Below are 22,776 nucleotides of genomic sequence, written 5' to 3' on the forward strand. Positions count from 1 at the left end.
GTCACCCCACCATCCGCTCCAGCGCGTCGAACGCCGCCGCCATCCGCCCCCGGTGGTCCTCGACGATCTCGGCGAACGGGTCGCCCGCCAGCTGACGGCTCACCGAGGTGACACACACCGAGCGGTACGCGGCCACCGTCACCGCCGCCGCCAGCTCCGGGTCGGCGAGCCCGGCCTCGGCGAGCGCCCCGGCCAGCGCCCGTTCCACCTCCTCGACCGCCTCACGGGCCCGGGCCCGCAGCGCCGGCGAGTCGGCGACGACCGGCCAGAAGCCCCCGAAGTTCTCCCCCACACCACCCAGCGGATGCCGCGCGTCGATGAACCGGAAGGCCAGCCGGCGCAGCGCCGCGAGCGGGGTCTCGCCGGGCGCGCGCTCCCGCACCGCACCGGCGAAGGCCGCGACGGCTTCCGGGATGCGGTCGAGGAACAGGTCCTCCTTGCGCGGGAAGTAGTTGAACACGGTCATCGCCGACACCCCGGCCGCCCGCGCGACCTCCGCGACGGTCACCCGGTCGAAGCCGTGCTCCCGGAACATCACGGTCGCGACGTTCGAGATGCGCTGCCGCGTCTCCCGCTTCTTGCGCTCCCGCAGGGACTCCCCTGGCCCACCTGGCCTGTTCTCATCGGTCACGAGAAAACTATAGCGGCTCGAAAGTTTTAGTGACTACAGTGAAGCCATGGGCGAGAGCATGGCGACTGCAGGGAGCAAGAAGGACATGGACTACGACGTGGTGGTGGCCGGCGGCGGGCCCGTCGGGCTCTTCCTCGCCGGCGAGCTGCGGCTCGGCGGCGCGAAGGTGCTGGTCGTGGAGCGGCTGGCCGAGGTGGACGAGACCATCAAGGCGGGCGGGATCAACACGGCCGGCGCGGTGAGCCTCTACCGGCGCGGGCTGCTGCCCGACCTCCAGGCGGCCTGGGAGCGGAACCGGTGGCGGATGCGGGCCTTCCTCGGGGACCGGGAGCAAAAGCAGGGCGCCGACGCGCCCCGGACTCCCCCGAAGTTCGCCGGGCACTTCGCCGGGATCATGATGCGCGGCGACCTGTTCGACGACTCCGACCCGGCGTTCGCCGACATCGGCCCCGCCGACGGCGTCGGTCTCGGCGTGCCGCAGGTGGAGCTGGAGCGGATCCTGGGCGCCCGCGCCGAACGGCTCGGCGTCGAGGTCCGCCGGGGCGTGGAGCTGACCGGCTTCGACGCCGGCGACGAGGGAGTCGTCGTACACCTCGGGAGCGGCGGAGACGTCCGCGCCGGCTGGCTCGTCGGCTGCGACGGCGGGCGGAGCACCGTCCGCAAGCTCGCCGGGTTCGACTTCCCGGGGACCGAACCGGAGATCACCGGCTATCAGGCGGTCGTCGAGATGAGCGGGGGCGAGCGGCTGGGGGTCGGCTGGAACACCACCGACGTGGGCACGTACGTCAACGGTCCCTTCCCCGGCCGGATCCTCACCGTCGAGTTCGACGGGCCGCCCGCCGACCGCTCCGCGCCGATCACCGCCGAGGAGCTCCAGGCCGCCCTGCGCCGGGTGTCGGGCGTGGCCGAGGTGACCATCCACGAGGTGCACTCCTCGACCCGGTTCACCGACAACGCCCGGCAGGCGAGCGGCTACCGCAAGGGCCGGGTGCTGCTCGCGGGGGACGCGGCGCACGTGCACTCGCCGTTCGGCGGGCAGGGGCTCAACCTCGGCCTCGGCGACGCCATGAACCTCGGCTGGAAGCTGGCCGCCGTGGTGCGCGGGAGGGCCCCCGACTCGCTCCTCGACAGCTACACCGCCGAACGGCACCCGATCGGCGCCTGGGTGCTGGACTGGACCCGCGCCCAGATCGCCGTGATGCGCCCGGACCGGCACGCCCGTGCCCTGCGCCGGGTGGTGACCGACCTCGCGCTGACGACGACGGGGACGACGTACCTCGTCCAGCAGATCTCCGGCGTCTGGCAGCGCTACGACCTGCCCGGCGAGCACCAGCTCACCGGACGGAGCGCCCCGGACCTGGAGCTCTCCGACGGCACCCGGCTCGGCGACCACCTGCACCACGGCCGTGCCCTGCTCCTCGACCTCGCCGACGACCCGAAGCTGCGCGCCCGCGCGGAGGGGTACGGCGACCGGATGGACGTCGTCACCGCGGGCTGCCCGGGACGGCCGGAGCTGACCGGTCTCCTGGTGCGGCCCGACGGGTTCGTGGCCTGGGCCGCGGACGGGGACGACCGGGGAGACGACCTCGACGACGCCCTGACCCGCTGGTTCGTCGCCGCCTGAGCGGTGCGCCCGGCGGCCCCTCCGCACCGTGCGGCGGCCCCTCCCCGCCGTGCGGCGGCTCACGCGGGCGCGAACCGTACCTTCGTCGTCCCCGGGTCGGCCTGCGTCAGCCGCACCGGCAGCCGCTCGCCCAGCGGGAGAGGAGCCTCGGCCTCGATCCGGCCTATGACGGCGGGCTGCTGCAACAGCACCTTCCCCACGGTCGGCCGGCGCGGCTCGACCTCCACCACGCACCCGTCGAAGACCTCCCCGACCCGGTCCTTGAGCAGGGCCGCCTCCACGATGTCGACGCACTCCCGTTCCACCGTGCCCGCGCGCCGCGCCCCTTCCGCCATCTGCTTGGGGAGCGTGTCCAGCGCCATCAGCACCCAGTCCGGCGGCTCCTCGCCGGCGGCCGCCGCCAGGCACAGTTCCGAGGCGTAGCGGTCGGCCAGACGGCGCAGTGGCGCGGTGCAGTGGGCGTACGGGGCGGCGACCGCGGCGTGGGTGGTGTTGGCGGGGAGGAGACCGTCCCGGAAGACCGTGTACCCGGCGCCGCGCAGCAGGGTCGTGCACTCCTGGAGGAAGGCCGCGTGGCGGGGGCGGCGCGGGTTCAGGGAGCGGATCAGTGCGGCGTAGGAGACGTGGTGCGGCCACTCGATGCGCAGCGCGTGCGCGGTGCGGCGCAGGCGGGCCACCGCGCCGTCGGGGGCGGTCGGGAGGGTGCGCAGCACGCCGGTGCCGTGGGCCAGCATCAGGTCGGCCGCGGCCATGCCGGTGAGCAGGGAGATCTGGGCGTTCCAGGCGTCGGCGGGCAGCGGGGCGCGGTAGGTCAGCTCGTAGGTGTGGTCGTACTCGACGATCTCCTGCTCGGGCACGTTGAGGGAGATGCCGCCGCGTGCCACCTCCAGGCGTTCACGGGCCTCGCCGATCTCCCTGAGCAGGGCGACGGGCTCCTCGGCGGTCCCCTCGTCGATCCGTTTCTGCACGCCCGCGTAGTCGAGCTTGGCCCGGCTCCGGACGAGGGCCCGGCGGACGTCGGCCGTCACGGTCCGGCCCTCGGCGTCCAGGTCGATGGTCCACAGCACGGCCGGGGTGGGCCGGCCGGGCAGCAGGCTGGCCGCGCCCTCGCTCAGCACGGTCGGGTGCAGGGGGACCTTCTCGTCCGGGAAGTAGAGCGTGGTCACGCGGTGGTGCGCCTCGGAGTCCAGTGCGCCGCCGGGTACGACGAAGGCGGCGACGTCGGCGATGGCGTACCGGACGCGGTAGCCGCCGTCGTGCCGGGACAGGTGCATCGCCTGGTCCAGGTCGTTCGCGGTGGGCGGGTCGACCGTGAAGAAGGGGATGTCGGTCGCGTCGTGGCCGGGCACGGCCGGGAACCTGGCGGTGCTCTCGGCCTCCGCGAGGACCTCGGACCGGAAGGTCTCGGGGACGCCGAGGTCGGCCCGGAGCGCGGCGAGCGCGGCCCGGAGGGGAGCCTCGGGGGCACCCTTGACACGGATGTGGCGGCTGGGCATAGGACGAGCGTAGTCACATCGCACCGCTCAGGCGCTCTACGCTGGCGCGGAGCGTTGATGACGAGCGTCGATGAACGCCGGCGGTGCGGAGCCGTCGGTCAGGAGGAGTACCCGTGCTGGTCCTGCTGCCGCCCTCGGAAGGCAAGGCGTCCTCGGGGCGTGGTGCCCCGCTGAAACCGGAGTCGCTGTCCCTGCCTGGGCTGGCGGCGGCGCGCGAGGCGGTGCTCGGCGAACTGGTCGATCTGTGCGCCGGCGACGAGGAGAAGGCCCGCGAGGTGCTCGGGCTGAGCGAGGGGCTGCGCGGCGAGGTCACGAAGAACACGGCGCTGCGGACCGCGGGCACCCGGCCGGCCGGGGAGATCTACACCGGGGTGCTGTACGACGCCCTGGACCTGGCCTCCCTCGACGCGGCGGCGAAGCGGCGGGCCGCACGGTCGCTGCTGGTCTTCTCGGGGCTGTGGGGCGCGGTCCGGCTGACGGACCGGATCCCGTCGTACCGCTGTTCGATGGGGGTGAAGCTGCCGGGTCTCGGCGCGCTGGGCACGCACTGGCGGGGGCCGATGGCCGAGGTGCTGCCTGCGGCCGCCGGGACGGGGCTGGTGCTGGACCTGCGGTCGGCGGCCTACGCGGCCGCGTGGAAGCCGAGGGGCGAGGTGGCCGGGCGGACGGCGACCGTGCGGGTGCTGCACGCGCCGACCCGGAAGGTGGTCAGCCACTTCAACAAGGCGACGAAGGGCCGCATGGTGCGGAGCCTGCTGGCCGCCGGGATCACGCCGGCCGGCCCTGCTGAGCTGGTGGAGGCGTTGCGGGAGCTGGGGTACGAGGTGGAGGCGGAGCCGCCCGCGAAGGCCGGGCAGGCGTGGGCGCTGGACGTGCTGGTGACCGAGGTGCACTGACACACCCGTAGGGTCTGTTGCAGCATGCGCAATGCCCTTTGCGCGCTCTGCATCGCGTGGGCAGGATGTTCGTCATGCCCACCTCCGTGCTGGATCTCGCGCCCGTCGTGCCCGTCGTCGTGATCGAGGACGCCGCCGCCGCCGTGCCGCTGGCGCGGGCGCTGGTGGAGGGCGGGCTGCCCGTCATCGAGGTGACGCTGCGGACGCCGGCCGCGCTCGACGCGATCCGGGCCGTCGCCGCCGCGGTGCCGGACGCGGTGGTAGGCGCGGGGACCGTGCTGACGCCGGAGCAGGTGACGCAGTGCGTGGCCGCCGGGGCGCGGTTCCTGGTCAGTCCCGGCTGGACGGACGGGCTGCTGGCGGCGATGGCCGCGTCCGGGGTGCCGTACCTGCCGGGGGTGTCGACCGCCTCGGAGGTGGTGGCGCTGCTCGAACGCGGGGTGCGGGAGATGAAGTTCTTCCCGGCGCAGGCCGCGGGCGGCACGGCCTACCTCAGGTCGCTCGCCGGTCCGCTGCCGCGGGCCCGCTTCTGCCCCACGGGAGGCATCGGCCCGGACAACGCGCGGGAGTACCTCGCCCTGCCCAACGTCGGCTGCGTCGGCGGCACCTGGATGGTCCCGGCCGACGCGGTGGCCGCCGGGGACTGGGACCGGGTCCGGGAACTGGCCCGGACCGCGGCGGGGCTCAGGTCCTGATCGGCGGGGCTCAGGTCCTGATTCAGGGACGCAGGTGGGACGTGTCGTTGAAGAGCCGCACGCTCGCGTTGCCGTCCGCGTAGTACGCCACCGCCGACAGCGAGGCAGCCGACAGTTCCATGCGGAACAGGGACTTCAGCGGGGCGCCGAGGGCGAGTTGGACGAACGTCTTGATCGGTGTGACGTGCGTGACGAGCAGGACCGTGCGGCCCGCGTAGGCCGCGATCAGCTTGTCCCGGGTGGCCGCGATGCGGGCCGCCGTCTCGGCGAAGCTCTCGCCGCCGCCGGTGGGGCGGGCCGACGGGTCGGCCAGCCAGGCGGTCAGGTCGTCGGGGTGGCGCTCGCGGACCTCGCCGAAGGTGAGGCCCTCCCAGGCGCCGAAGTCCGTCTCCCTGATCCCTTCCTCGATCGTGACGTCGAGGCCGAGGCGCTCGGCGACGGCCGCGGCGGTCTGCCGGGTGCGGGTGAGGGGGGAGGCGAGGATCGTCTCGATCGTGCCGCGGCGGGCGAGGGCGTCGGCGGCGCGCTGCGCCTGCTCCAGGCCGGCCGGGGAGAGTTCCGGGTCGGTGCCGCCGCTGCCGGAGAAGCGCTTCTGGGGAGTGAGGGGGGTCTCGCCGTGGCGGAGGAGGACGAATGTCGCCGGGGCGCCGAGGTCGGGGGCGGAGCTCCAGCCGGGGGTGGCGACAGAGCGCGCGGCGCGGGTGTCAGCGGCGGTGTCGGTAGTCGTCACAGTTCCGGTCGGTGGGGGCTGGTCGCGCCCACGCGGCGGAGCCGCAAATGTCTCAGCCCCGCGCCCCTTGCGGGGCGCCGCAGTCGCCGCGGATCGAGCGTCAAGCTCCGCAGTAGACCCCGCAGCCGACCACTGTTCGCCCCGCTTGCCCGCGTCCATCGCCTCGTTCGCCAGGCGGTCGGCGTGTTTGTTCTCGGCTCTCGGGATCCACTCGTAGGTGACCTGGCCCGGTGGGAAGACCCGGGACGCCTCCGCCGCCAGCGGCTTCATGTCGGGGTGCTTGATCTTCCAGCGGCCGGACATCTGCTCGATGACCAGCTTGGAGTCCATGCGGACGTGGACGGCCGCGGCGGGGTCGAGGTCCCGGGCCGCGCGCAGGCCGGCCAGCAGGCCGCGGTACTCGGCGACGTTGTTGGTGACGACGCCGAGGTATTCCGCCGCCTCCGCCAGCGTCTCGCCGCTCACCGCGTCGAAGACCACCGCGCCGTAGCCGGCCGGCCCCGGGTTGCCCCGGGAGCCGCCGTCCGCCTCGACGATGAACTCCCTTGCCACGTAAGCCCCTCAAGTATTCCTACAGGCCCGACTCGGACGTGCGCACCAGGATCCGGCGGCAGTTCTCGCAGCGCACCACGGTGTCCGGCGCGGCCTTGCGGACCTCGGCCAGCTCGGTGATGGCGAGCTCCTGGCGGCAGCCCTGGCAGGTGCGGGCGTACAGCTTGGCCGCACCGATGCCGCCCTGCTGCTCGCGCAGCTTGTCGTAGAGCTTGAGGAGGTCCGCGGGGACGGCAGCGGCGATGACCTCGCGCTCCTTGGTGACCGTGGCCACCTCGGCGTCGATGTCCCCGGACGCGGCGTTGCGGCGGGCGGTCGCCTCGTCGATCCGGCCCTGGACGGCGCCGACCCGCTCGGTCAGCTCGGCGACCCGCTCCTGCGCGGACTCCCGGCGCTCCATGACCTCCAGGACGACGTCCTCCAGATCGCCCTGGCGCTTGGCGAGGGAGACGATCTCCCTCTGGAGGTTCTCCAGGTCCTTCGGGGAGGTGACCGCGCCGGAGTCCAGGCGCTGCTGGTCGCGGGCGGCGCGCTGGCGCACCTGGTCCACGTCCTGCTCGGCCTTGGTCTGCTCGCGGGCGGTGTCGCTCTCCTCGGTCTGCGCGGCCACGAGCAGGTCGCGCAGCTGGGTCAGGTCTTTGGTCAGCGACTCGATCTCGGCGTGCTCGGGCAGCGACTTCCGCTTGTGCGCCAGCTGCTGGAGGCGTACGTCCAGGGCCTGGACGTCGAGGAGTCGGATCTGGTCGGCGGGCGCTGCGTTCAGTTGGGGGCTCCAAGGGACGGTGAGTGGCTGGTCCAGGGGTCGGTGACCGTCCTGGAGACGTGCACGCGCAGGTCCCAGCCATGGCGGTCGGAGATTTCGTCGAGCTGGGTGGCGGCCAGCTCGCACCAGGGCCATTCGGTGGCCCAGTGCGCCGCGTCGAGCAGCGCGAGGCGGCTGTGGGCGACCGCTTCCGAGGCCGGGTGGTGGCGCAGGTCGGCGGTGAGGAAGGCGTCCACGCCGGCGGCGCGTACCACGTCGAAGAGGCTGTCGCCGGAGCCGCCGCTGACGGCGACCGTACGGACGACGGCCTCGGGGTCGCCGGCGACGCGGATGCCCTGCGCGGTGGCGGGGAGCCGGGCCGCGGCCCGGTCGGCGAGCTCGCGGACGGTCACCGGGTGGTCCAGCTCGCAGACGCGGCCGAGGCCCCGGCGGCCCTCCGGATCGGTGGGGTCCGCGACCAGGGGGCGTACGACGCGCAGGTCCAGGGCGCCCGCGAGGGCGTCCGAGACGCCCGGGTCGGCGGTGTCGGCGTTGGTGTGGGCGACGTGCAGCGCGATGTCGTTCTTGATCAGGGTGTGCACGACCCGGCCCTTGAAGTGGGAGGCCGCGACCGTCGTCGTGCCGCGCAGGTAGAGGGGGTGGTGGGTGACCAGCAGGTCGGCGCCCAGCTTCACCGCCTCGTCGACGATGTCCTGGACCGGGTCGACGGCGAAGAGGACCCGCGTGACCTCCTGGCCGGGGTCGCCCACGACCGTACCGACCGCGTCCCAGGACTCGGCCCGCTCGGCGGGCCACAGGTTCTCCAGCGCGGCGATGACTTCTGACAGACGGGGCACGGGGAAAGGCTACCTGCCTGTTCCGCGGGGCCGTACCTGCTCGGCCGCCGGAGGCAACGCGCAGCACATCCGCCCCCGTTTCCTCAGGCGAATCGTCGAGTGTGCACCCGTATGTGTGAAGCCACCGTGGGCCGGTGCGCCGCCTGTGCGTGCGAAAACTAGCTTCGTGGCCGGAGGTGACCGAACGATGACGGCCTGTGCGATCGAACCCTCGGCAGCGGACGCGGAAGACAGCACGCCGGGGGCGGGCTGCACCATCACGGTGGACGGGGCGTACGCGGCCCGGCTGGCCCAGCAGGATGGTTCCTGCTACCCGGAGCGCTGGACGCTGGACGGCCCCGAGCCCTACGCCGTACCGCTCCCCGGCAACCAGCCGGAGGAGCCGGACACGGAGGTGCAGCCGCTCGGCGACGGGCGGGTGCTCATCCGCCGGCTGGTGGACGGCCGGCACCACTTCGCCCTTCTCTATCCGACCGGTCCCGGCACCGGCGAGCTGCCGCTGGGGGCGGTGGAGTGCACGGACGAAGGGGCCACGCTACGGCTGCTGCCGCCCGCGCCGGGAGGTGTGCACGCGTACGCGCTCGGCGTCGGGCCGCGTTCCTCCGCCGTCTGGCTGGTGGCGGGCGGGGCCTTCGGGCCGGAGCAGATCGCGGTGGTGCCGGGGCGGTGTGCGGGCGGGGTCTGGCTGGACCGGGCCGGGCGGATGCTGGCCCTGGACCGGGAGCTGGGCGGGCGGACCAAGGCGGTCGTCGTCGACCTGGAGCGCGGCGGCGAGGTGTCGCCGCTGCTGCAGATCGCGGCGGACAGCGACGACCGGCTGCTGCTCGCCGACCCGGACAGCGGGCTGATCATGGTCGGCTCGGACGCGCCCAGCCCCGGGCAGGAACGGTTGGGCTGGGGGGTCCTCGGCTCCACGCTGCCGGTGCGCTTCCCGGAGAGCCTGCGGGTGCCGGAGTGCCCGGACTGCGTGGTCACGCCGTTCGCCGCCCAGCCGGGTCAGGTGCTGGTGCCGGAGAGCTGCGGGGTGGCGCTGCGGATCGACTCTCCGCTCGGCAGCTGGGTGGGGGCCTGGCGGCCCAGAGCCCGCAGAATGTGCCATCTCCCGGCGCCCGAGGGGTGGTTGACGGGCACCGGGGTGTGGACGCAGGACGGGGTGCTGCGCCTGCCGTATGCCACGGGGGAGGTCCCGTGCGGCGTGGCGGCGGTGTCGGTGCCCTGGGGGGAGACGGGGGAGACGGGGGAGAACGGGGGGCCGGGGGACGCGGGCCCGGGGGATCCGGTTCGGGACGGCACGGCTGCCGGGGCGTCGGGTACGCCCGGAAAGCCGGCGGAACCGGACCCTCCGGGACCTGTCGTGGCCCGGCCGGTGCCCCTCCAACAGGCACCACTTGCCAGGCTTGTAACGAACCAGTAGCGGTCGGCGTGGCCGCCTGGATTCGCCCCGTGGTGGGCCCGTTAGACTCGCCGGGCTGTAAGAAAGATCATGTTGACGGGGTGAATTCTTCCGATGAGCGACGCCAGCACGTCCCAGCAACTGTCCGCCGAGGCCCAGGAGACGGACGGCCACGGCAAGCACCGCGGTCACGTCTCGGTCCAGGACAGCGAGACGGCCCCCAGCGGCCGGCACCGCAAGCCGGAGCCGGTCGAGGCGGCAGCCTGACGGCAGTGAGGGAGAGGGGCCCGCCGGGTGACCGGTGGGCCCCTTTTCCGTGCCGGTTCACAGGCGCACGATGACCAGGGCGGTGTCGTCGGTGGCGTCACCGGACGGGAGCAGGTCGGCGAGGACGGCGTCGGCGAGCGCTTCGCACCGGGCGGTGCGGTGGCGGACCAGGGAGTCGGCGAGCCGGTCGAGGCCCTTGTCGATGTCCTCGCCACGGCGTTCGATCAGGCCGTCGGTGTAGAGCACGAGGACGGAGTCCTCGCGGAAGGACACGACGGCCTGGGTCCGGGGGCCGTGCTGGGGGCGGGCGGCCAGGGGCGGGTCGGTGGCCTGGTCCAGGAACTCGACGGTCCCGTCCGGCCGGAGAAGTGCCGGCGGGGGGTGGCCGGCGCAGCTGTAGGTGATGGTGTCGTTCTCCCAGTCGATGAAGGCCGTGGCCACGGTGGTGTTCTCGGCGCCGTCCACGGTGCGGGCGTACTGCCCGAGCACCTCCAGGGCGCGGGCGGGGCCCTCGGGGACCAGCGAGGCGGCGGTGAGGGCGCTGCGCAGTTGCCCCATGACACCGGCCGCGGGCAGACCGTGGCCGACGACGTCGCCGACGGCGACGGCGATGCGGTCGCCGGGCAGGTCGACCAGGTCGTACCAGTCGCCGGCCACGTTGAGGGCCTCGGCGGCGGGCCGGTAGCGGACGGCCGCCGGGTGCCGGCCGACCTGGCGCGGGGCGGGCAGCATGGCTTCCTGCAGGGTCAGCGCGACCTCACGGGCCCGGATGAGCTCGGTGACGTCCTCCAGCCGGTGCAGCAGCAGCGTCACCCGCCCGTCGTCCCCGAACACGGGGATGTCGGTCACGTTGAAGTACCGCTCGTGCCACACCCCCGGCTGGTCGGGGTCCTCGCTGTCGAGGCGCTGCAGCGCCACGACGCTGCGTTCGCCGGTGTCCGCCGCCCGTCGCAGGGACGCCAGAACCCTGAGCAGGAGAGGCTCGGCGGACGCGTTCTCGATGCTGTCCTCGGGCAGGAAGCGCCCGATCATCTGCTCACGGGGCAGGCCCCGCAGGCGCTCGAACTCCGCGTTGGCGTCGGCGTAGATCAGCTGCGGCGTCACCAGCGCCGCGGCCCCGGGAAGGGCCTGGAACACCGCCGCGTAGTCGACCGCCGGACCAGCCATGATCTTCCTTGCTCACCCCGCTGCTCGCCGTCATTTCACGATACGAGGTCTTTTCACGATACGAGCAGGTGGTCGTGGCGCGCACCACGAGACCGCGGCGCCGCCCACGGCGCCGCGGCCGGCCGGTGTCACCCGCGCTTCAGCCCCAGCACCTCCGCCGCCGCGAAGGTCTCCCCCGGCGGCCGCTCCGCGTAGTGCGGCGTGAGCGCGGCGTCGAGTTCGGCGTAGTCGAAGGTGTCCTGCTTGCTGTCGAACTTGGCCTGCACGCGCGGGCGTTCCACGACGGCGACCATGCCGCCGTGGACCACGAGCAGCTGCCCGTTGATCCGCTCGGCGGCCGGGGAGGCCAGGTAGCCGACGAGCGGGGCGACGTGCTCGGGGGCGAGGGGGTCGAGACCCTCGGCGGGCTGCTCGAAGCCGGCGAAGACGTCCTCGGTCATCCGGGTGCGGGCGCGCGGGCAGATCACGTTGGCGGTGACGCCGTACTTGGCGAGGGCGAGGGCCGTGGAGGTGGTCAGGCCGACGATGCCGCCCTTCGCGGCCGCGTAGTTGGGCTGGCCCGCGGAGCCGGCGAGGAAGGCCTCGGAGGACGTGTTCACGATCCGCCCGTAGACCTTCTCGCCGCCCGCCGCCTTGGAGCGGTCCCGCCAGTGCGCGGCGGCGAAGTGGGTGGTGTTGAAGTGGCCCTTGAGGTGGACCCTGATCACCGAGTCCCACTCGTCCTCGGTCATGGAGAAGACCATGCGGTCGCGCAGGATCCCCGCGTTGTTGACGAGGATGTCCAGCTTCCCGTAATGGGCTGTCGCAAGCGTGAGAAGGTCTCGCGCCTGTGAGAAGTCGGCGATGTCTCCCGTATGGGCGACGGCCTGGCCGCCCGCCGCGCGGATCTCCTCCGCGACCTGCTCGGCGGGTGCCGAGGAGGCCGCCCCCGAGCCGTCCCGGCCCGGCCGGCCGAAGTCGTTGACGACGACGGCCGCGCCCAGCCGGGCCAGCTCCAGCGCCTCTGCCCGGCCCAGGCCCCGGCCGGCCCCCGTGACGACGGCGGCCAGCCCTTCCAGCGGCCTCTCCCGCATACGGCGCCCCTCAGATCTCTATGCAGGTGCGCAGGGCGGTGCCCGTGCGCATCTGGTCCAGGGCCTCGTTGATCTCGGCCAGCGGAACCCGGTGGGTGATCAGGCCCTCCAGGTCGATCCGGCCCGCCCGCCACAGGGCGATCGTCCGCTCGTAGGAGCGGACCACGTCACCGCCGCCGTACATGGACGGCAGGATCCGCTTCTCGTCGAAGAACAGCTCGAACATGTTGAGCTGCAGGAAGTCGTCCATGGCGCCCGCGCCGACGACCACGAGGGTGCCGCCGCGCCGGGTGTTCTCGTACGCGGTCCGGGCGGTGGCGGACTTGCCGACGACCTCGAAGACGCAGTCGAAGCCCTCACCGGCGGTGACCTCCTGCTTGGCGCCGGGCAGCTCGTCCGGCGAGACCGCCCGCGTCGCCCCGAACCTGAGCGCCGACTCGCGCCGCGACTCGACGGGGTCGACGGCGACGATCTCGGCCGCGCCCTTGAGCCGCGCCCCCTGGATCGCCGAGATCCCGACGCCTCCGCAGCCGATGACGGCGACCGACGAACCGGCCTCCAGATCGGCCGTGTTGAGGGCCGCGCCGAGCCCGGTGGTCACCCCGCAGCCGATCAGCGCGGCGATGTCGAAGGGCACGTCGTCCGGGATCGGCACCGCGCACCCGGCGTCGACCACGACCTCCTCGGTGAAGGTACCGGTGCCTGCGAAGCCGAAGACGTCTCCGCCAGGGCGCCGGAAGTTGGGGGTGCCGGCGTTCATGAACCCGGCCAGGCAGAGCTCGGTCTGGCCGCGCCTGCACGCGGGACACGCACCGCAGGCCGGCAGCCAGCAGACGACCACCCGGTCGCCCGGCTTCACCCGGGTGACGCCCTCGCCCACCTCCAGGACCTCGCCCGCGCCCTCGTGGCCCGGCACGAACGGTCCCGGCTGCGGCAGCACCCCGCTCATCGCCGACAGGTCCGAGTGGCACAGCCCCGTGGCGCGCACCCGGATCCGTACCCTGCCGGGCCCGAATCCCACCGCCTCGACGTCGTCGAGGACGTCCAGCTTCTCCTGGCCGATCTCGTGCAGTACGGCTGCGCGCATGCTGCGGCTCCCCTCAACTGCTCACTGGATCAAAGGTGTTCGACGATCGTGTCGGCGAGGACGGGCGCGTCCTCGCGCTCTGCGGCGCTCACGGCGACCTGGACCCGCCCGTCGCTCCGCCACATGCGGATGCGCAGGGTCTCCCCCGGGTACACCACCCCGGCGAACCGCGTCGCGTACGACCGCACCCGGCTCACGTCGCCGCCGAGCAGCGTGTCCACGACCGCCTTGAGCGTCATGCCGTAGGTGCACAGCCCGTGCAGGATGGGCCGGTCGAAGCCGGCGAGCTTGGCGAACTCGGGGTCGGCGTGCAGCGGGTTGTAGTCGCCGGAGAGGCGGTAGAGCAGGGCCTGGTCCTCGCGGACCGGGCGCTCGACGGTCCGGTCCGGCTCGCCGGCCGGCGGGGCGAGCCGGGTCGAGGGGCCGCGGTCGCCGCCCCAGCCGCCCTCCCCCCGTACGAAGATCTGCGCGTCGTTGGTCCACAACGGGCCGTCGGCGTCCGCGACGTCGGTGCGCATCACCAGGACGGCCGCCTTGCCCTTGTCGTACACCGCGGCGATGCGGCCCGTCGCGGTGGCGGTGCCCGCGACCGGGATGGGGCGGTGCAGGGTGAGGGACTGGCCGCCGTGCAGCACCCTGGCGAGGTCGACGTCGATGCCGGGCATGGACAGTCCGCTGATCACCCCGGGTGAGCCGGCGCCCGCGACGGTGGCGAAGCTGGGCAGGACGTGCAGCCGGGTCTCCAGGGTGTAGCGCAGTTCGTCGGGATCGGTGGCGGGGCGGCCCGCGCCGATGCCGAGGTGGTAGAGCTGGACGTCCCGGCGCTCCCAGCGGATCTCCCCGGACCTGGGTTCGGCGGCGAGGGCCTTGGCGGCGTCGATGGGCATACGGCTCCTGAAGTGTCTCAAGACCCCGGCACGGCCGTCCGCACCGTCGGCCGCACCGAGGTCGTCCACGGGTGCAGATCTAGAACGCGTTCCATTCCAGCGCCCCTTGTATAGCCCAGCCCTCCGCAGTTGTGAAGGCTCCTGACGTCGTGTCAGATACGACGGCGCCGGACCATGACATTTGTCCCGCCCACGGCCGTACATCCGCCTCTGCCGAACCGGCGCCGCCTTCCGTAAGGTCGTACCGCCGGACAGTACGGCCGGGCGGAACGGAACGAACGGGAACAGGTCCATACAGATCGGGGGAAGAGTGACATGGCGTGGTGGCAGCAGGTGACATGCCGGGTGGACGGGTGGCGGGCGGCTCGCGCCCAGTGGCGGGAGGACATGGCCCGCTTCAGGGAGCAGCAGAAGGCCGCCCGGAAGAACGGCGAGGTGCCCGATCATGCGGGGCCGCCGCCCTCCGGGTTCGCCCTGCTCCCCTGGCTGCTGATGGGGCTGGGCTCGCTCTCCAACCTGCTCCAGGGCAAGACGGCCAACCCGTGGATCGGCGGGATCGGCCTGCTCGCCTTCAACTCGCTGTACATCTACGTGACCTTCCGTTCCTTCCGCAAGGAGGCCCGGGAGGCCACCTCCACCCGTGTCGCCCTGCTGCTGATGGGCCTGCTGACCACCGGCCTGGCCCTGGGCTACGGCGGCAACTGGCTGATGTTCTTCCCGCTGCTCGGCCTGGCCGCGGGCGCGGCGCTGCGCGGGCCCTGGCTGGGCCGGAGCGGCATCCTGCTGGCCTGCTTCGCGGGCGCGGTCTCCTGGTACCGGGACGGCTCCGACGCCATCACCATCGCCTACGGCACCTTCCTGTCCACGATGATCACCGCCGCGATCCTCTCCCTCTCCGAGGCCGTGCGGGAGCTGCGTGCGGCCCGCGAGGAGCTGGCCCGGCGGGCGGTGGAGAAGGAGCGGCTGCGCTTCTCGCGGGATCTGCACGACCTGCTCGGCCACACCCTCTCCGTGATCGTCGTGAAGTCGGAGGCGGCCCGGCGGGTCGCACCCCGGGACCTGGACGCGGCGCTGACGCAGATCTCGGACATCGAGTCGGTCGGCCGGCAGGCGCTGACCGAGATCCGCGAGGCGGTCACCGGCTACCGGGAGGGCAGCCTGGCCGCCGATCTCGTCCGGGCCCGCTCGGCCCTCACCGCGGCGGGCGTCGAGCCGGTGGTCCGGCAGTCGGGGGCGCCGCTCGTCCCGCAGACCGAGACGCTGCTCGGCTGGGTGGTGCGCGAGGCGGTGACCAACGTGGTCCGGCACAGCGACGCCACGCGCTGCGAGATCGCCGTCGACAGCGCCGCCGGCCGGGCCCGGCTGACGATCGCCGACAACGGCTCGGGCGCGGTGGCCGCCGAGCCCCGCCGGGCGGGCGTCGGCGGCACCGGCCTGCAGGGGCTGACCGAGCGCCTCGCGGCGGCGGGCGGCTCCCTCACGGCCGGCCCGGCGCCGCGCGGCGGCTTCACGGTCACCGCGGAACTTCCCACCGAGGCGCTGGAGCTGCTGGCCCCGGTGGCCGCTACGGCACCCAGGGCGAGCTGACGGCCCAGCTGACGTCGTCGGTCCAGGACGTGGCGCTGTCCCAGGCGTTCGAGCCGCCGTCGCTCGCTATGTAGAGGTTGTAGTTGTAGTGGCGCAGGTATTTCGTCGGGTAGTTGTACGAGGCGAAGGACGTGCCCGTGCCGCTCTTCCCGGTCGTCGGGCAGAAGGTCGCGTCCTGCCGGAACGTGATGGTGCCGTCCATCGGCTGCCGGTAGATCCTGTAGTTGTAGTGGCGCAGGTAGTCGCCGGGGTAGTTCCGGGACTCGAAGGAGACGCAGGAGCCGTCCGCGAGGCCGGGGCGGACGATCCAGGTGGCGTCGTTCCTGTCGAGGGCGGAGCTGCTGGACGTGACGGCCGAGAGCACGCCCGCGTCGTTCTGGTGGCGGACGTAGTCGGCGGTGCAGCAGGACGTGGTGGCCCTCAGGGAGATCTCCGAGGCCGGACCGAGGCTGCCGGTGGAGCCGGTCGCGCCGCCGTACCCGACGGAGACGATGTCGGACTGGACGGCGTCGTCGGCCGCGTCGGTCGGGATGCCTGAGGTCATCACGCCCTCGAAGAACGAGCCGATGGAGCCGTTGCTGTTGTCGCCGCCGGTGCCGAGGACGATCGCGCCCTCCTGGTGCATCGGTGAGTAACCGCTGCCGGTACTGGGCTCACCACCGGAATACGTGGTGGTGAGACCGCCCGATTGTGCGTTTCCCCATTTCAGTGCGAAATGGTCCTGCCCGTTGTTCTTCAGCAACGCGGTGACGAACGGTATCGCGCCGGTGCCCGCGTTGGAGGAGTTGGTGCTGTAGCCGAGGTCGGACTGGAACAGCCCGTTCTCCAGGTCCGCCTGGACCCACGGGCCGGAGCCGTAGCAGGGCGAGAACCAGCACTCGGTGCCGAAGTTGATGGCGTCCATGTGGCCGTTGCCGGTGTCCTTGTTGTTGGTCTCGGCGTTGCCGTAGTCGAAGCAGCAGCTGCCGTTGACGTGGGTGCCGGAGGTGACCATGTACATCCCCTCGGCGGCGCCGTTGGTGGCGACTCCCGAGGTGGCGTTGTCCCGGTAGCCCATGCCGGCCGAGATCTCCAGGCCATAGACCTGGTGCCCGCCGACGGTCACCGGCAGCGCGTCCGCCGGGGCCCCGACATCGGCCGCGCCGGCCCCGCCCGCGCCCTCGACGGTGAGGTCGTTGTGCTTGCTGGACTGGTCGTAGATCCTGGTGACGATGCAGGTCGTACCGGCGCAGAAGGAGTTCTGCGCGGCCGCGTCGGCGTAGCCGCCGGTGGCCAGCAGGCCGATGTCGGCCGTGGCGCCGTCCGAGGCGCGCTGCACCCGGTAGAGGGAGCCGCCGTACGACGAGTACAGCGCCCGGACCATGCTGTGCGCGGCGACGCACGGGGTGCCGGCGGCGGCGTAGACGTCACAGGGCAGCGAACCGGCGGCGGACGCCTCGGGGGCGCCGGCCCCGACCAGGAGCGCGGCGACGGTCACGAACGCGGCGAGCACGGACAGGACGGCTCTCCGCACGCGCGGCCGGCGGGAGCGCGGGGCTCGTACCCGTACAGGCACTGAGAACACGGTGCACCTCTTCCTGGTTCCTCGTAGGGCGGTGCGGGTTCCTGACGTCCGGTATCCCGAACACCGTTCGATCGAAATACCGAACTCATTCAGCTGTCGAAATGCCGACCATTCGCCGACCATTCAGGGAATTGCAGAGGCGATTGTTTGAGCACGGTCAACCGGCGTCAAGACCTGCGGCGCGGAACAATGACTGTTCTTTAATTGCCGGGCCCGAGGCTACGCTTGGGCTGTGTACGAGCCTGCGAACGAGATGCCCCGGGACCACCGGCCCGCGAAGTCCATCAGGGTGCTGCTCGCCGAGGACCAGGGGATGATGCGCGGGGCCCTGGCCCTACTGCTCGGGATGGAGCCGGACATCGAGGTCGTCGCCCAGGTCGGGACGGGCGACGCGATCGTGGACGCGGCGCTCGCGCACCGGCCCGACGTGGCGCTCCTGGACATCGAACTGCCGGGCATCAGCGGCCTCGACGCGGCGGCGGAACTGCGCGAGCAGGCGCCGGACTGCCGGGTGCTGATCCTGACCACCTTCGGCCGACCCGGCTATCTGCGCCGCGCGATGGAGGCCGGGGCGGCCGGGTTCCTCGTCAAGGACGGACCGGTGGAGGAACTGGCCCGGGCGATCCGGCGGGTGCTCACCGGGGAGACCGTGGTCGACCCGGCGCTCGCCACCGCCGCGCTCAGCGCCGGGCCGAACCCGCTCACCGCCCGCGAATGCGACGTGCTGAAGGCGTCGGTGGACGGCGCGACCGTCGCCGACATCGCGGCGAAGCTGCACCTGTCGGAGTCGACCGTCCGCAACTACCTCTCCGCCGCGATCGGCAAGACCGGCACCCGCAACCGGGCGGAGGCGGTACGGGAGGCCCGGCAGCAGGGGTGGCTGTGACCTCCCGGCGAGCCGGCCGAAGACGCTACTTCGTCACCTCCGCCGACTCGTAGGAGGTGCCCTGCGGGGCGACGCAGACGAACCAGTTGGCCCCCGGGTAGTCGCGGACCGGCCGGAGTTCCGATTGCCCGCTGTAGTACGGGGAGTCGGCGGGGACGCGCGCGACCCGGGTCGAGGTGCCGTCCTTCCAGTGGCAGGTGACCTCCGCGGCCGTTGTGGCGACCTTGCCGACCACCAGTCGGTCGGCGCTCCCCGGATCGTCACCGAGCCTGGCGGCGGCGGCATCCAGGTCGGTCCCCGAGAGCGGTTCCACCTCCCGCACCGTGTTGAACATGACCACCTGGCGGCGGAATCCGTCATAACCGCGGGTGACGAAGAAGGACGTCTTGCCGATCAGGTCAGCGGGCTTGTGCGCGTCCGCGGGTTCGAGCTGCCAGTCGCGCATCGCCTTCCACTGCTTCTCGGCCTCGGCGCGGGTGAGCGGCGCGCCCCACACCATGACTCCGACACCCCACTTCTTGCCCTGGTAGCTGCCCAGCGCCAGATCCGTCGACTCGGGCGAGTACACGTGGCGCGACTCCGGTGACGTCGGCCGGACCGCCACCTCACTGCCCCGGTCCCCGTGGCCGCCGCCCGGCAGCCCCGTCATCGCCAGCGCGCCCGCCGTCGAACCGGCGGCCAGCACCAGCGCCGTGGCCCCCGCCACCGCCCACCGCCGGGTCCGGCGTCGCCGGCCGCCGCGCATGACCGTCTGCACGGGGGCCATGCCGATCTCGACCCCGTCGGCGGCGTCAGCGAGGAGGAGGGCGATGTCCGACTCCGCCTGTGTCATGTCGTGGTTCTCCCGGTTCATGCTCATCAGTTACGGCCTCCCTGCGTCACCATGTCGGCCAGTCCCGGTATGGCACGGAGTTTCGCGATCCCCTTGGCCGCGTTGCTCTTGACCGTGCCCGCCGAACAGCCCATCGCCTGCGCCGCCTGGGTCTCCGTCAGGTCCTCCCAATAGCGCAGCACCACGGCCTCCCGCTGCCGGGGCGGCAGTTGGGCGAGTGCCTTGAGCAGAGCGCTGCGGTCGTCGGCCTGGGCGATCCGGTCCCCCATGTCCGGCACCTCGCGCACCAGGCCCAAGTCGTCCTTCGACGCCAGGAACTCCTTGAGCTTCCTTCTGTGCCGGCGCGCGTGTGCGTTGATCATCACGCGCCGCACGTACGCCTCCGGGTCGTCGGCGGAGCCGACCTTTCGCCAGGCGACGAAGACCTGTTCGAGCGTCGACTGGACCAGGTCCTCGGCGGCGTGCTGCTCCCCCGTGAGGAGAAATGCCGTACGCATCAGCCGCGGCCAGCGGCCGATCATGAAGCTCTGGAACTCCTCGCTCCGAGCGTCCTTCCGCTCCCCCATGGGCACCTCCTAGATACAAGAAGGAGTCCACGAGCCGCCCGGACCGTTGCCCGCCGTCCCGGAATTCTCCGGCCTGCTTCCCGAAAACCCGCCGGTCCGCCGCCCGGAAGCCCAACGGTCCGCCGCCGGAAGCCCAACGGTCCGCCGCCCGGAAGCCGAACGGTCCGCCGCCCGGGAGCCCTCCGGCCGCCGCCCGGAAGCCCTCCCGCCTACTTCGCCGTGGCCTTCCGCCCCGGCAGCCACAGCAGCATCAGGACCGCCCCGGCCAGGAGCACCCCGGTGCTGGTGCGGAAGGCGGCCGCGTACCCGTCCGTGAGGGCGGCCGCGCTGCCGGACCCGTCGGTCCGGGCCGCCGCGATCGTCGACATCACGGCGAGCCCCAGCGAACCGCCCATCGTGCGCGAGGTGTTGATCAGCCCCGAGAGCAGTCCGGCCTCGGCCGGCGCCGCCCCCGCCGTGGCCTGCGCGGCCAGCGGGGTCGCGGCCAGGCCCGCGCCGAGCATCATCAGGATGCCGGGGAACATGATGGCCGTCACGTAGCCGCCGTGCGGGCCCATCGTCGACTGCCAGGCGAACCCGCTCGCCGCGACCAGCGTGCCGGACACCGCCACCGTCCGCGCCCCCGCCCGCCGCATCAGCCGGGGCGCCGTCTTGGAGCCGACGAGCACCGCGACCGAGCTGGGCACCAGGGCGAGACCGGCCTCCAGCGGGGTGTAGCCGAGGACGTTCTGGACGTAGAGCGTCATGAAGTACCACATGCAGAACATCGCCGAACCGGAGATCAGCATGGCCGCGTTGGCCGACGCCACCGGCCGCCGGCCGAGCAGTCCGAGCGGCATCAGCGGGGCCGCCGTACGTGCCTCGACGGCCAGGAACAGGCCGAGCAGCGCGAGCCCGGCGGCGAGCGGGACCAGGGTGGCGGCGGCCGTCCAGCCCTCGGCCTCGGTCTGCGAGATGCCGTACGCCAGGGTCCCGAGGCCCGCCGTCACCAGCAGGGCGCCGGGCAGGTCGAGGCGCCGTCCGTCGCCGGCCCGGCTCTCCGTGAGCCACAGCACGGACCCGGCGAGGACCAGCGCGCCCACCGGCACGTTGATCAGCAGCACCCAGCGCCAGGACAGCACGTCCACCAGTACCCCGCCGACCAGTCCGCCGGCCGCACCGCCTCCCGCGCCCACCGCCGTCCAGGTGGCGATCGCCCGCGCCCGGCCCGGCCCCTCCGGCACGGCGGCCGTCAGCAGGGTCAGTGTCGAGGGGGCGAGGACCGCGGCGCCCAGCCCCTGCACGGCGCGGGCGAGCAGCAGTTGCCAGCCGTCCTGGGCGAAGCCGCCGCCGAGCGAGGCGAGCGTGAACAGGCCGAGTCCGACCAGGAACATCCGCTTGCGGCCGTACAGGTCGCCGGCCCGGCCGCCGAGCAGCATGAACCCGGCGAAGGCGATGGCGTACGCGTTGACCACCCACTGCAGGCCCGACGCGCTCAGCCCCAGGTCGGTGCGCATCGACGGCAGCGCCACGTTCACCACGGACACGTCGAGCACGACGAGGAACTGCCCGGCGCACGCCAGCGACACCACCAGCCAGGTGGGGGGCGCGACCCGGCGGGGTATGTGTGAGGTGTCCGTGGCTTCGAGCATGGGTGTCATGCTCTCAAGGCGGTTACGGTCCTTGCATCGGCTTTTCGGCCCACGTGGCCCGCCCGGCCCTCGGTCCCGGCCCTCGGTCCCGGCCCTCGGTCCCCCGCCTTCGGTCCCCCGCCCCCGGTTCACGGCCCTCGGTCCCGGCCCTCGGTTCACGGCCCTCGGTCCCCCGCCTTCGGTCCCCCCGCCCGCGGTTCACGGCCCTCGGTCCCGGCCCTCGGTTCACGGCCCTCGGTCCCCCGCCTTCGGTCCCCCCGCCCGCGGTTCACGGCCCTCGGTCCCGGGTCGCGGGCCCTCGGCCCTGCGGCCTACGCCGCCCGTCGCAGCAGCGTCACCACCGCCGCGCCGCCCAGCCCGATGTTGTGGGCGAGCCCCACCCGGGCGCCGGGCACCTGGCGGTCGCCGGCCGTGCCGCGCAGTTGCCAGACCAGTTCGGCGGTCTGCGCGAGGCCGGTCGCGCCCAGCGGGTGCCCCTTGGAGATGAGCCCGCCGGAAGGGTTCACCACCCACCGGCCGCCGTAGGTGGTCGCGCCGGACTCGACGAGCTTGCCCGACTCGCCGACCGCGCACATGCCCAGCGCCTCGTAGGTCAGCAGCTCGTTGACGGAGAAGCAGTCGTGGAGTTCGACGACGTCGACGTCCTCGATGCCGAGGCCGGAGCGGTCGTACACCTGCCGGGCCGCGGCCCGTGACATGGGCTGCCCGACGACGTCGATGCACGAACCCGACGCGAAGGACTCCTCGGTGTCGGTCGTCATCGCCTGCGCGACGATCTCGACGAGACCGGTGAGGCCGCGGCGTTCGGCGAACCGTTCGGAGACGACCACGGCCGCCGCCGCGCCGTCGGAGGTGGGCGAGCACTGGAGTTTGGTGAGCGGGCGGTGGACGGTGCGGGCGGCGAGGATCCCGGCGACGTCGTACACGTCCCGGAACTGGGCGTACGGGTTGTCCGCGGAGTGCCGGTGGTTCTTGGCGGCCACGGCGGCGAGCTGTGCCTCGGTGGTGCCGTACCGCTCCATGTGCTCGCGGGCCGCGTCGCCGAAGATCTGCGCGGTGGGCGGGGTCGCCTCGAAGCCGTGCCGGGCGGCCATGACGCCGTAGTGCCGGGCGACGGGGGAGGTCGAGAAGTCGCCGCCGTCGGCACCGCCGCCGAGCGCGCCCCTCTTCATCTTCTCGAAGCCGAGGGCGAGGACGCAGTCGGCCGCGCCGCCCTCGACCAGCTGGCGGGCGAGCATCAGGGCGGTCGCGCCGGTGGCGCAGTTGTTGTTGACGTTGTAGACGGGGACGCCGGTGAGGCCCAGTTCATAGGCGGCGCGCTGGCCGGCGGTGGAGGGCTGGAAGCAGTAGCCGACAGGAACCTGCTCCACCTCGGCGTAGGTGATCCCGGCGTCGGCGAGCGCGGAGCCGCCGGCCTCCCGGACCATGTCCCAGTACTGCCAGTCACGGCTCTCCGGCTTCTCGAACTTGGTCATCCCGACGCCGGCTAGGTACGCCTTCACAGCAGCCATGACGCGTGAGATTAGAACACGTTCCACAAACAGGCCAGCCCCTGACGCCCGATCAGAAACCCATGGGACGGTCAAGGATTCGTTAGCAGCTCGAAGCAACGG

At 73.0% G+C, this 22,776-nt stretch carries 21 protein-coding genes; 7 read left to right on the forward strand and 14 right to left on the reverse strand.

What is annotated here, in order from left to right; all coding sequences use genetic code 11:
* Position 1: 1 nt before the first annotated feature.
* Positions 2–631, reverse strand: a complete 630-nt coding sequence (locus AB0472_RS00425; protein ID WP_366352044.1) for a TetR family transcriptional regulator — start codon at positions 629–631, stop codon at positions 2–4.
* Between the two features lie 46 nt (positions 632–677).
* On the opposite strand from AB0472_RS00425, the gene AB0472_RS00430 reads away from it, so the two are divergent.
* On the forward strand, positions 678–2,255 hold the full coding sequence (locus AB0472_RS00430) for an FAD-dependent monooxygenase (protein WP_366352046.1): 1,578 nt from the start codon (positions 678–680) through the stop codon (positions 2,253–2,255).
* A gap of 59 nt (positions 2,256–2,314) precedes the next feature.
* On the opposite strand, the gene AB0472_RS00435 is transcribed toward AB0472_RS00430, so the two are convergent.
* Positions 2,315–3,751: an RNB domain-containing ribonuclease gene (locus tag AB0472_RS00435; protein ID WP_366352048.1), complete on the reverse strand. Its 1,437-nt coding sequence runs from the start codon at positions 3,749–3,751 to the stop codon at positions 2,315–2,317.
* A 113-nt stretch (positions 3,752–3,864) separates the two neighbouring features.
* Between AB0472_RS00435 and yaaA the strand changes: the two genes are divergently transcribed.
* Together yaaA and eda are read left to right on the forward strand one after the other, a co-directional pair.
* Entirely contained in the window at positions 3,865–4,647 is a 783-nt protein-coding gene (gene yaaA / locus AB0472_RS00440; RefSeq protein ID WP_366352050.1) for a peroxide stress protein YaaA, read from the forward strand.
* A 74-nt stretch (positions 4,648–4,721) separates the two neighbouring features.
* A complete protein-coding gene (gene eda, locus AB0472_RS00445; protein ID WP_366352051.1) occupies positions 4,722–5,342 on the forward strand; it encodes a bifunctional 4-hydroxy-2-oxoglutarate aldolase/2-dehydro-3-deoxy-phosphogluconate aldolase in 621 nt (206 codons plus the stop codon).
* 22 nt (positions 5,343–5,364) lie between these two features.
* On the opposite strand, the gene AB0472_RS00450 is transcribed toward eda, so the two are convergent.
* Genes AB0472_RS00450 through AB0472_RS00460 form a run of 3 tightly spaced genes read right to left on the reverse strand, consistent with a single transcriptional unit; the run spans position 5,365 to position 8,223 of the window.
* Entirely contained in the window at positions 5,365–6,624 is a 1,260-nt protein-coding gene (locus AB0472_RS00450; RefSeq protein ID WP_366352053.1) for a bifunctional RNase H/acid phosphatase, read from the reverse strand.
* A 19-nt stretch (positions 6,625–6,643) separates the two neighbouring features.
* Entirely contained in the window at positions 6,644–7,387 is a 744-nt protein-coding gene (locus AB0472_RS00455) for a C4-type zinc ribbon domain-containing protein (protein WP_366352676.1), read from the reverse strand.
* A complete protein-coding gene (locus AB0472_RS00460; protein ID WP_366352055.1) occupies positions 7,384–8,223 on the reverse strand; it encodes a Nif3-like dinuclear metal center hexameric protein in 840 nt (279 codons plus the stop codon). The genes AB0472_RS00455 and AB0472_RS00460 overlap by 4 nt, the downstream gene beginning before the upstream one ends.
* Positions 8,224–8,410: 187 nt before the next feature.
* On the opposite strand from AB0472_RS00460, the gene AB0472_RS00465 reads away from it, so the two are divergent.
* Both AB0472_RS00465 and AB0472_RS00470 read left to right on the forward strand, forming a co-directional pair.
* The gene (locus AB0472_RS00465; protein WP_366352057.1) at positions 8,411–9,637 is read left to right on the forward strand and encodes a hypothetical protein; all 1,227 of its coding nucleotides are present in this window, start codon (positions 8,411–8,413) and stop codon (positions 9,635–9,637) included.
* A 93-nt stretch (positions 9,638–9,730) separates the two neighbouring features.
* Positions 9,731–9,883: a hypothetical protein gene (locus tag AB0472_RS00470; protein ID WP_366352059.1), complete on the forward strand. Its 153-nt coding sequence runs from the start codon at positions 9,731–9,733 to the stop codon at positions 9,881–9,883.
* A gap of 57 nt (positions 9,884–9,940) precedes the next feature.
* Here AB0472_RS00470 and AB0472_RS00475 read toward each other — a convergent pair whose 3' ends face one another.
* The 4 genes from AB0472_RS00475 to AB0472_RS00490 form a co-directional block, all read right to left on the reverse strand.
* Positions 9,941–11,050, reverse strand: coding sequence for a SpoIIE family protein phosphatase (locus AB0472_RS00475; protein WP_366352061.1), 1,110 nt, complete (start codon positions 11,048–11,050; stop codon positions 9,941–9,943).
* Between the two features lie 128 nt (positions 11,051–11,178).
* The gene (locus AB0472_RS00480; RefSeq protein WP_366352063.1) at positions 11,179–12,123 is read right to left on the reverse strand and encodes a 3-oxoacyl-ACP reductase; all 945 of its coding nucleotides are present in this window, start codon (positions 12,121–12,123) and stop codon (positions 11,179–11,181) included.
* Between the two features lie 10 nt (positions 12,124–12,133).
* Positions 12,134–13,210 (reverse strand): Zn-dependent alcohol dehydrogenase, encoded by a 1,077-nt coding sequence (locus AB0472_RS00485; RefSeq protein WP_366352065.1) that lies wholly within the window; start codon positions 13,208–13,210, stop codon positions 12,134–12,136.
* A gap of 29 nt (positions 13,211–13,239) precedes the next feature.
* Positions 13,240–14,097, reverse strand: a complete 858-nt coding sequence (locus tag AB0472_RS00490; protein ID WP_366352066.1) for a MaoC/PaaZ C-terminal domain-containing protein — start codon at positions 14,095–14,097, stop codon at positions 13,240–13,242.
* Positions 14,098–14,412: 315 nt separating this feature from the next.
* On the opposite strand from AB0472_RS00490, the gene AB0472_RS00495 reads away from it, so the two are divergent.
* Entirely contained in the window at positions 14,413–15,684 is a 1,272-nt protein-coding gene (locus tag AB0472_RS00495) for a sensor histidine kinase (RefSeq protein WP_366352067.1), read from the forward strand.
* Here AB0472_RS00495 and AB0472_RS00500 read toward each other — a convergent pair.
* Complete coding sequence (locus tag AB0472_RS00500) at positions 15,662–17,248, reverse strand: alpha-L-arabinofuranosidase B (protein WP_366352069.1); 1,587 nt, start codon at positions 17,246–17,248, stop codon at positions 15,662–15,664. The two genes, AB0472_RS00495 and AB0472_RS00500, sit on opposite strands and share 23 nt — an antisense overlap.
* A 253-nt stretch (positions 17,249–17,501) precedes the next feature.
* Here AB0472_RS00500 and AB0472_RS00505 point away from each other — a divergent pair, with 253 nt between their 5' ends.
* Positions 17,502–18,134, forward strand: coding sequence for a response regulator transcription factor (locus AB0472_RS00505; protein WP_366352678.1), 633 nt, complete (start codon positions 17,502–17,504; stop codon positions 18,132–18,134).
* Positions 18,135–18,159: 25 nt separating this feature from the next.
* On the opposite strand, the gene AB0472_RS00510 is transcribed toward AB0472_RS00505, so the two are convergent.
* The 4 genes from AB0472_RS00510 to AB0472_RS00525 all read right to left on the reverse strand — a co-directional run bounded on the left by AB0472_RS00510 (position 18,160) and on the right by AB0472_RS00525 (position 22,674).
* Positions 18,160–18,993: a hypothetical protein gene (locus AB0472_RS00510; RefSeq protein ID WP_366352070.1), complete on the reverse strand. Its 834-nt coding sequence runs from the start codon at positions 18,991–18,993 to the stop codon at positions 18,160–18,162.
* Complete coding sequence (locus tag AB0472_RS00515) at positions 18,993–19,532, reverse strand: SigE family RNA polymerase sigma factor (RefSeq protein ID WP_366352072.1); 540 nt, start codon at positions 19,530–19,532, stop codon at positions 18,993–18,995. The genes AB0472_RS00510 and AB0472_RS00515 overlap by 1 nt, the downstream gene beginning before the upstream one ends.
* Positions 19,533–19,741: 209 nt before the next feature.
* Positions 19,742–21,163, reverse strand: coding sequence for an MFS transporter (locus AB0472_RS00520; protein ID WP_366352073.1), 1,422 nt, complete (start codon positions 21,161–21,163; stop codon positions 19,742–19,744).
* A gap of 311 nt (positions 21,164–21,474) precedes the next feature.
* A complete protein-coding gene (locus tag AB0472_RS00525) occupies positions 21,475–22,674 on the reverse strand; it encodes a lipid-transfer protein (protein WP_366352074.1) in 1,200 nt (399 codons plus the stop codon).
* Positions 22,675–22,776: the final 102 nt, after the last annotated feature.

Origin of the sequence: Streptomyces sp. NPDC086777, from assembly GCF_040702065.1 — a bacterium.
Classification (GTDB): Bacteria; Actinomycetota; Actinomycetes; order Streptomycetales; family Streptomycetaceae; genus Streptomyces.

Coding starts and splice junctions, on each gene's coding strand:
- AB0472_RS00430 (WP_366352046.1), top strand. CDS start 678: ATGGGCGAGAGCATGGCGACTGCAGGGAGCAAGAAGGACATGGACTAC.
- AB0472_RS00435 (WP_366352048.1), bottom strand. CDS start 3,751: ATGCCCAGCCGCCACATCCGTGTCAAGGGTGCCCCCGAGGCTCCCCTC.
- eda (WP_366352051.1), top strand. CDS start 4,722: ATGCCCACCTCCGTGCTGGATCTCGCGCCCGTCGTGCCCGTCGTCGTG.
- AB0472_RS00465 (WP_366352057.1), top strand. CDS start 8,411: ATGACGGCCTGTGCGATCGAACCCTCGGCAGCGGACGCGGAAGACAGC.
- AB0472_RS00470 (WP_366352059.1), top strand. CDS start 9,731: ATGAGCGACGCCAGCACGTCCCAGCAACTGTCCGCCGAGGCCCAGGAG.
- AB0472_RS00475 (WP_366352061.1), bottom strand. CDS start 11,050: ATGGCTGGTCCGGCGGTCGACTACGCGGCGGTGTTCCAGGCCCTTCCC.
- AB0472_RS00480 (WP_366352063.1), bottom strand. CDS start 12,123: ATGCGGGAGAGGCCGCTGGAAGGGCTGGCCGCCGTCGTCACGGGGGCC.
- AB0472_RS00485 (WP_366352065.1), bottom strand. CDS start 13,210: ATGCGCGCAGCCGTACTGCACGAGATCGGCCAGGAGAAGCTGGACGTC.
- AB0472_RS00490 (WP_366352066.1), bottom strand. CDS start 14,097: ATGCCCATCGACGCCGCCAAGGCCCTCGCCGCCGAACCCAGGTCCGGG.
- AB0472_RS00495 (WP_366352067.1), top strand. CDS start 14,413: ATGGCGTGGTGGCAGCAGGTGACATGCCGGGTGGACGGGTGGCGGGCG.
- AB0472_RS00505 (WP_366352678.1), top strand. CDS start 17,502: ATGCCCCGGGACCACCGGCCCGCGAAGTCCATCAGGGTGCTGCTCGCC.
- AB0472_RS00510 (WP_366352070.1), bottom strand. CDS start 18,993: ATGAGCATGAACCGGGAGAACCACGACATGACACAGGCGGAGTCGGAC.
- AB0472_RS00515 (WP_366352072.1), bottom strand. CDS start 19,532: ATGGGGGAGCGGAAGGACGCTCGGAGCGAGGAGTTCCAGAGCTTCATG.
- AB0472_RS00520 (WP_366352073.1), bottom strand. CDS start 21,163: ATGCTCGAAGCCACGGACACCTCACACATACCCCGCCGGGTCGCGCCC.
- AB0472_RS00525 (WP_366352074.1), bottom strand. CDS start 22,674: ATGGCTGCTGTGAAGGCGTACCTAGCCGGCGTCGGGATGACCAAGTTC.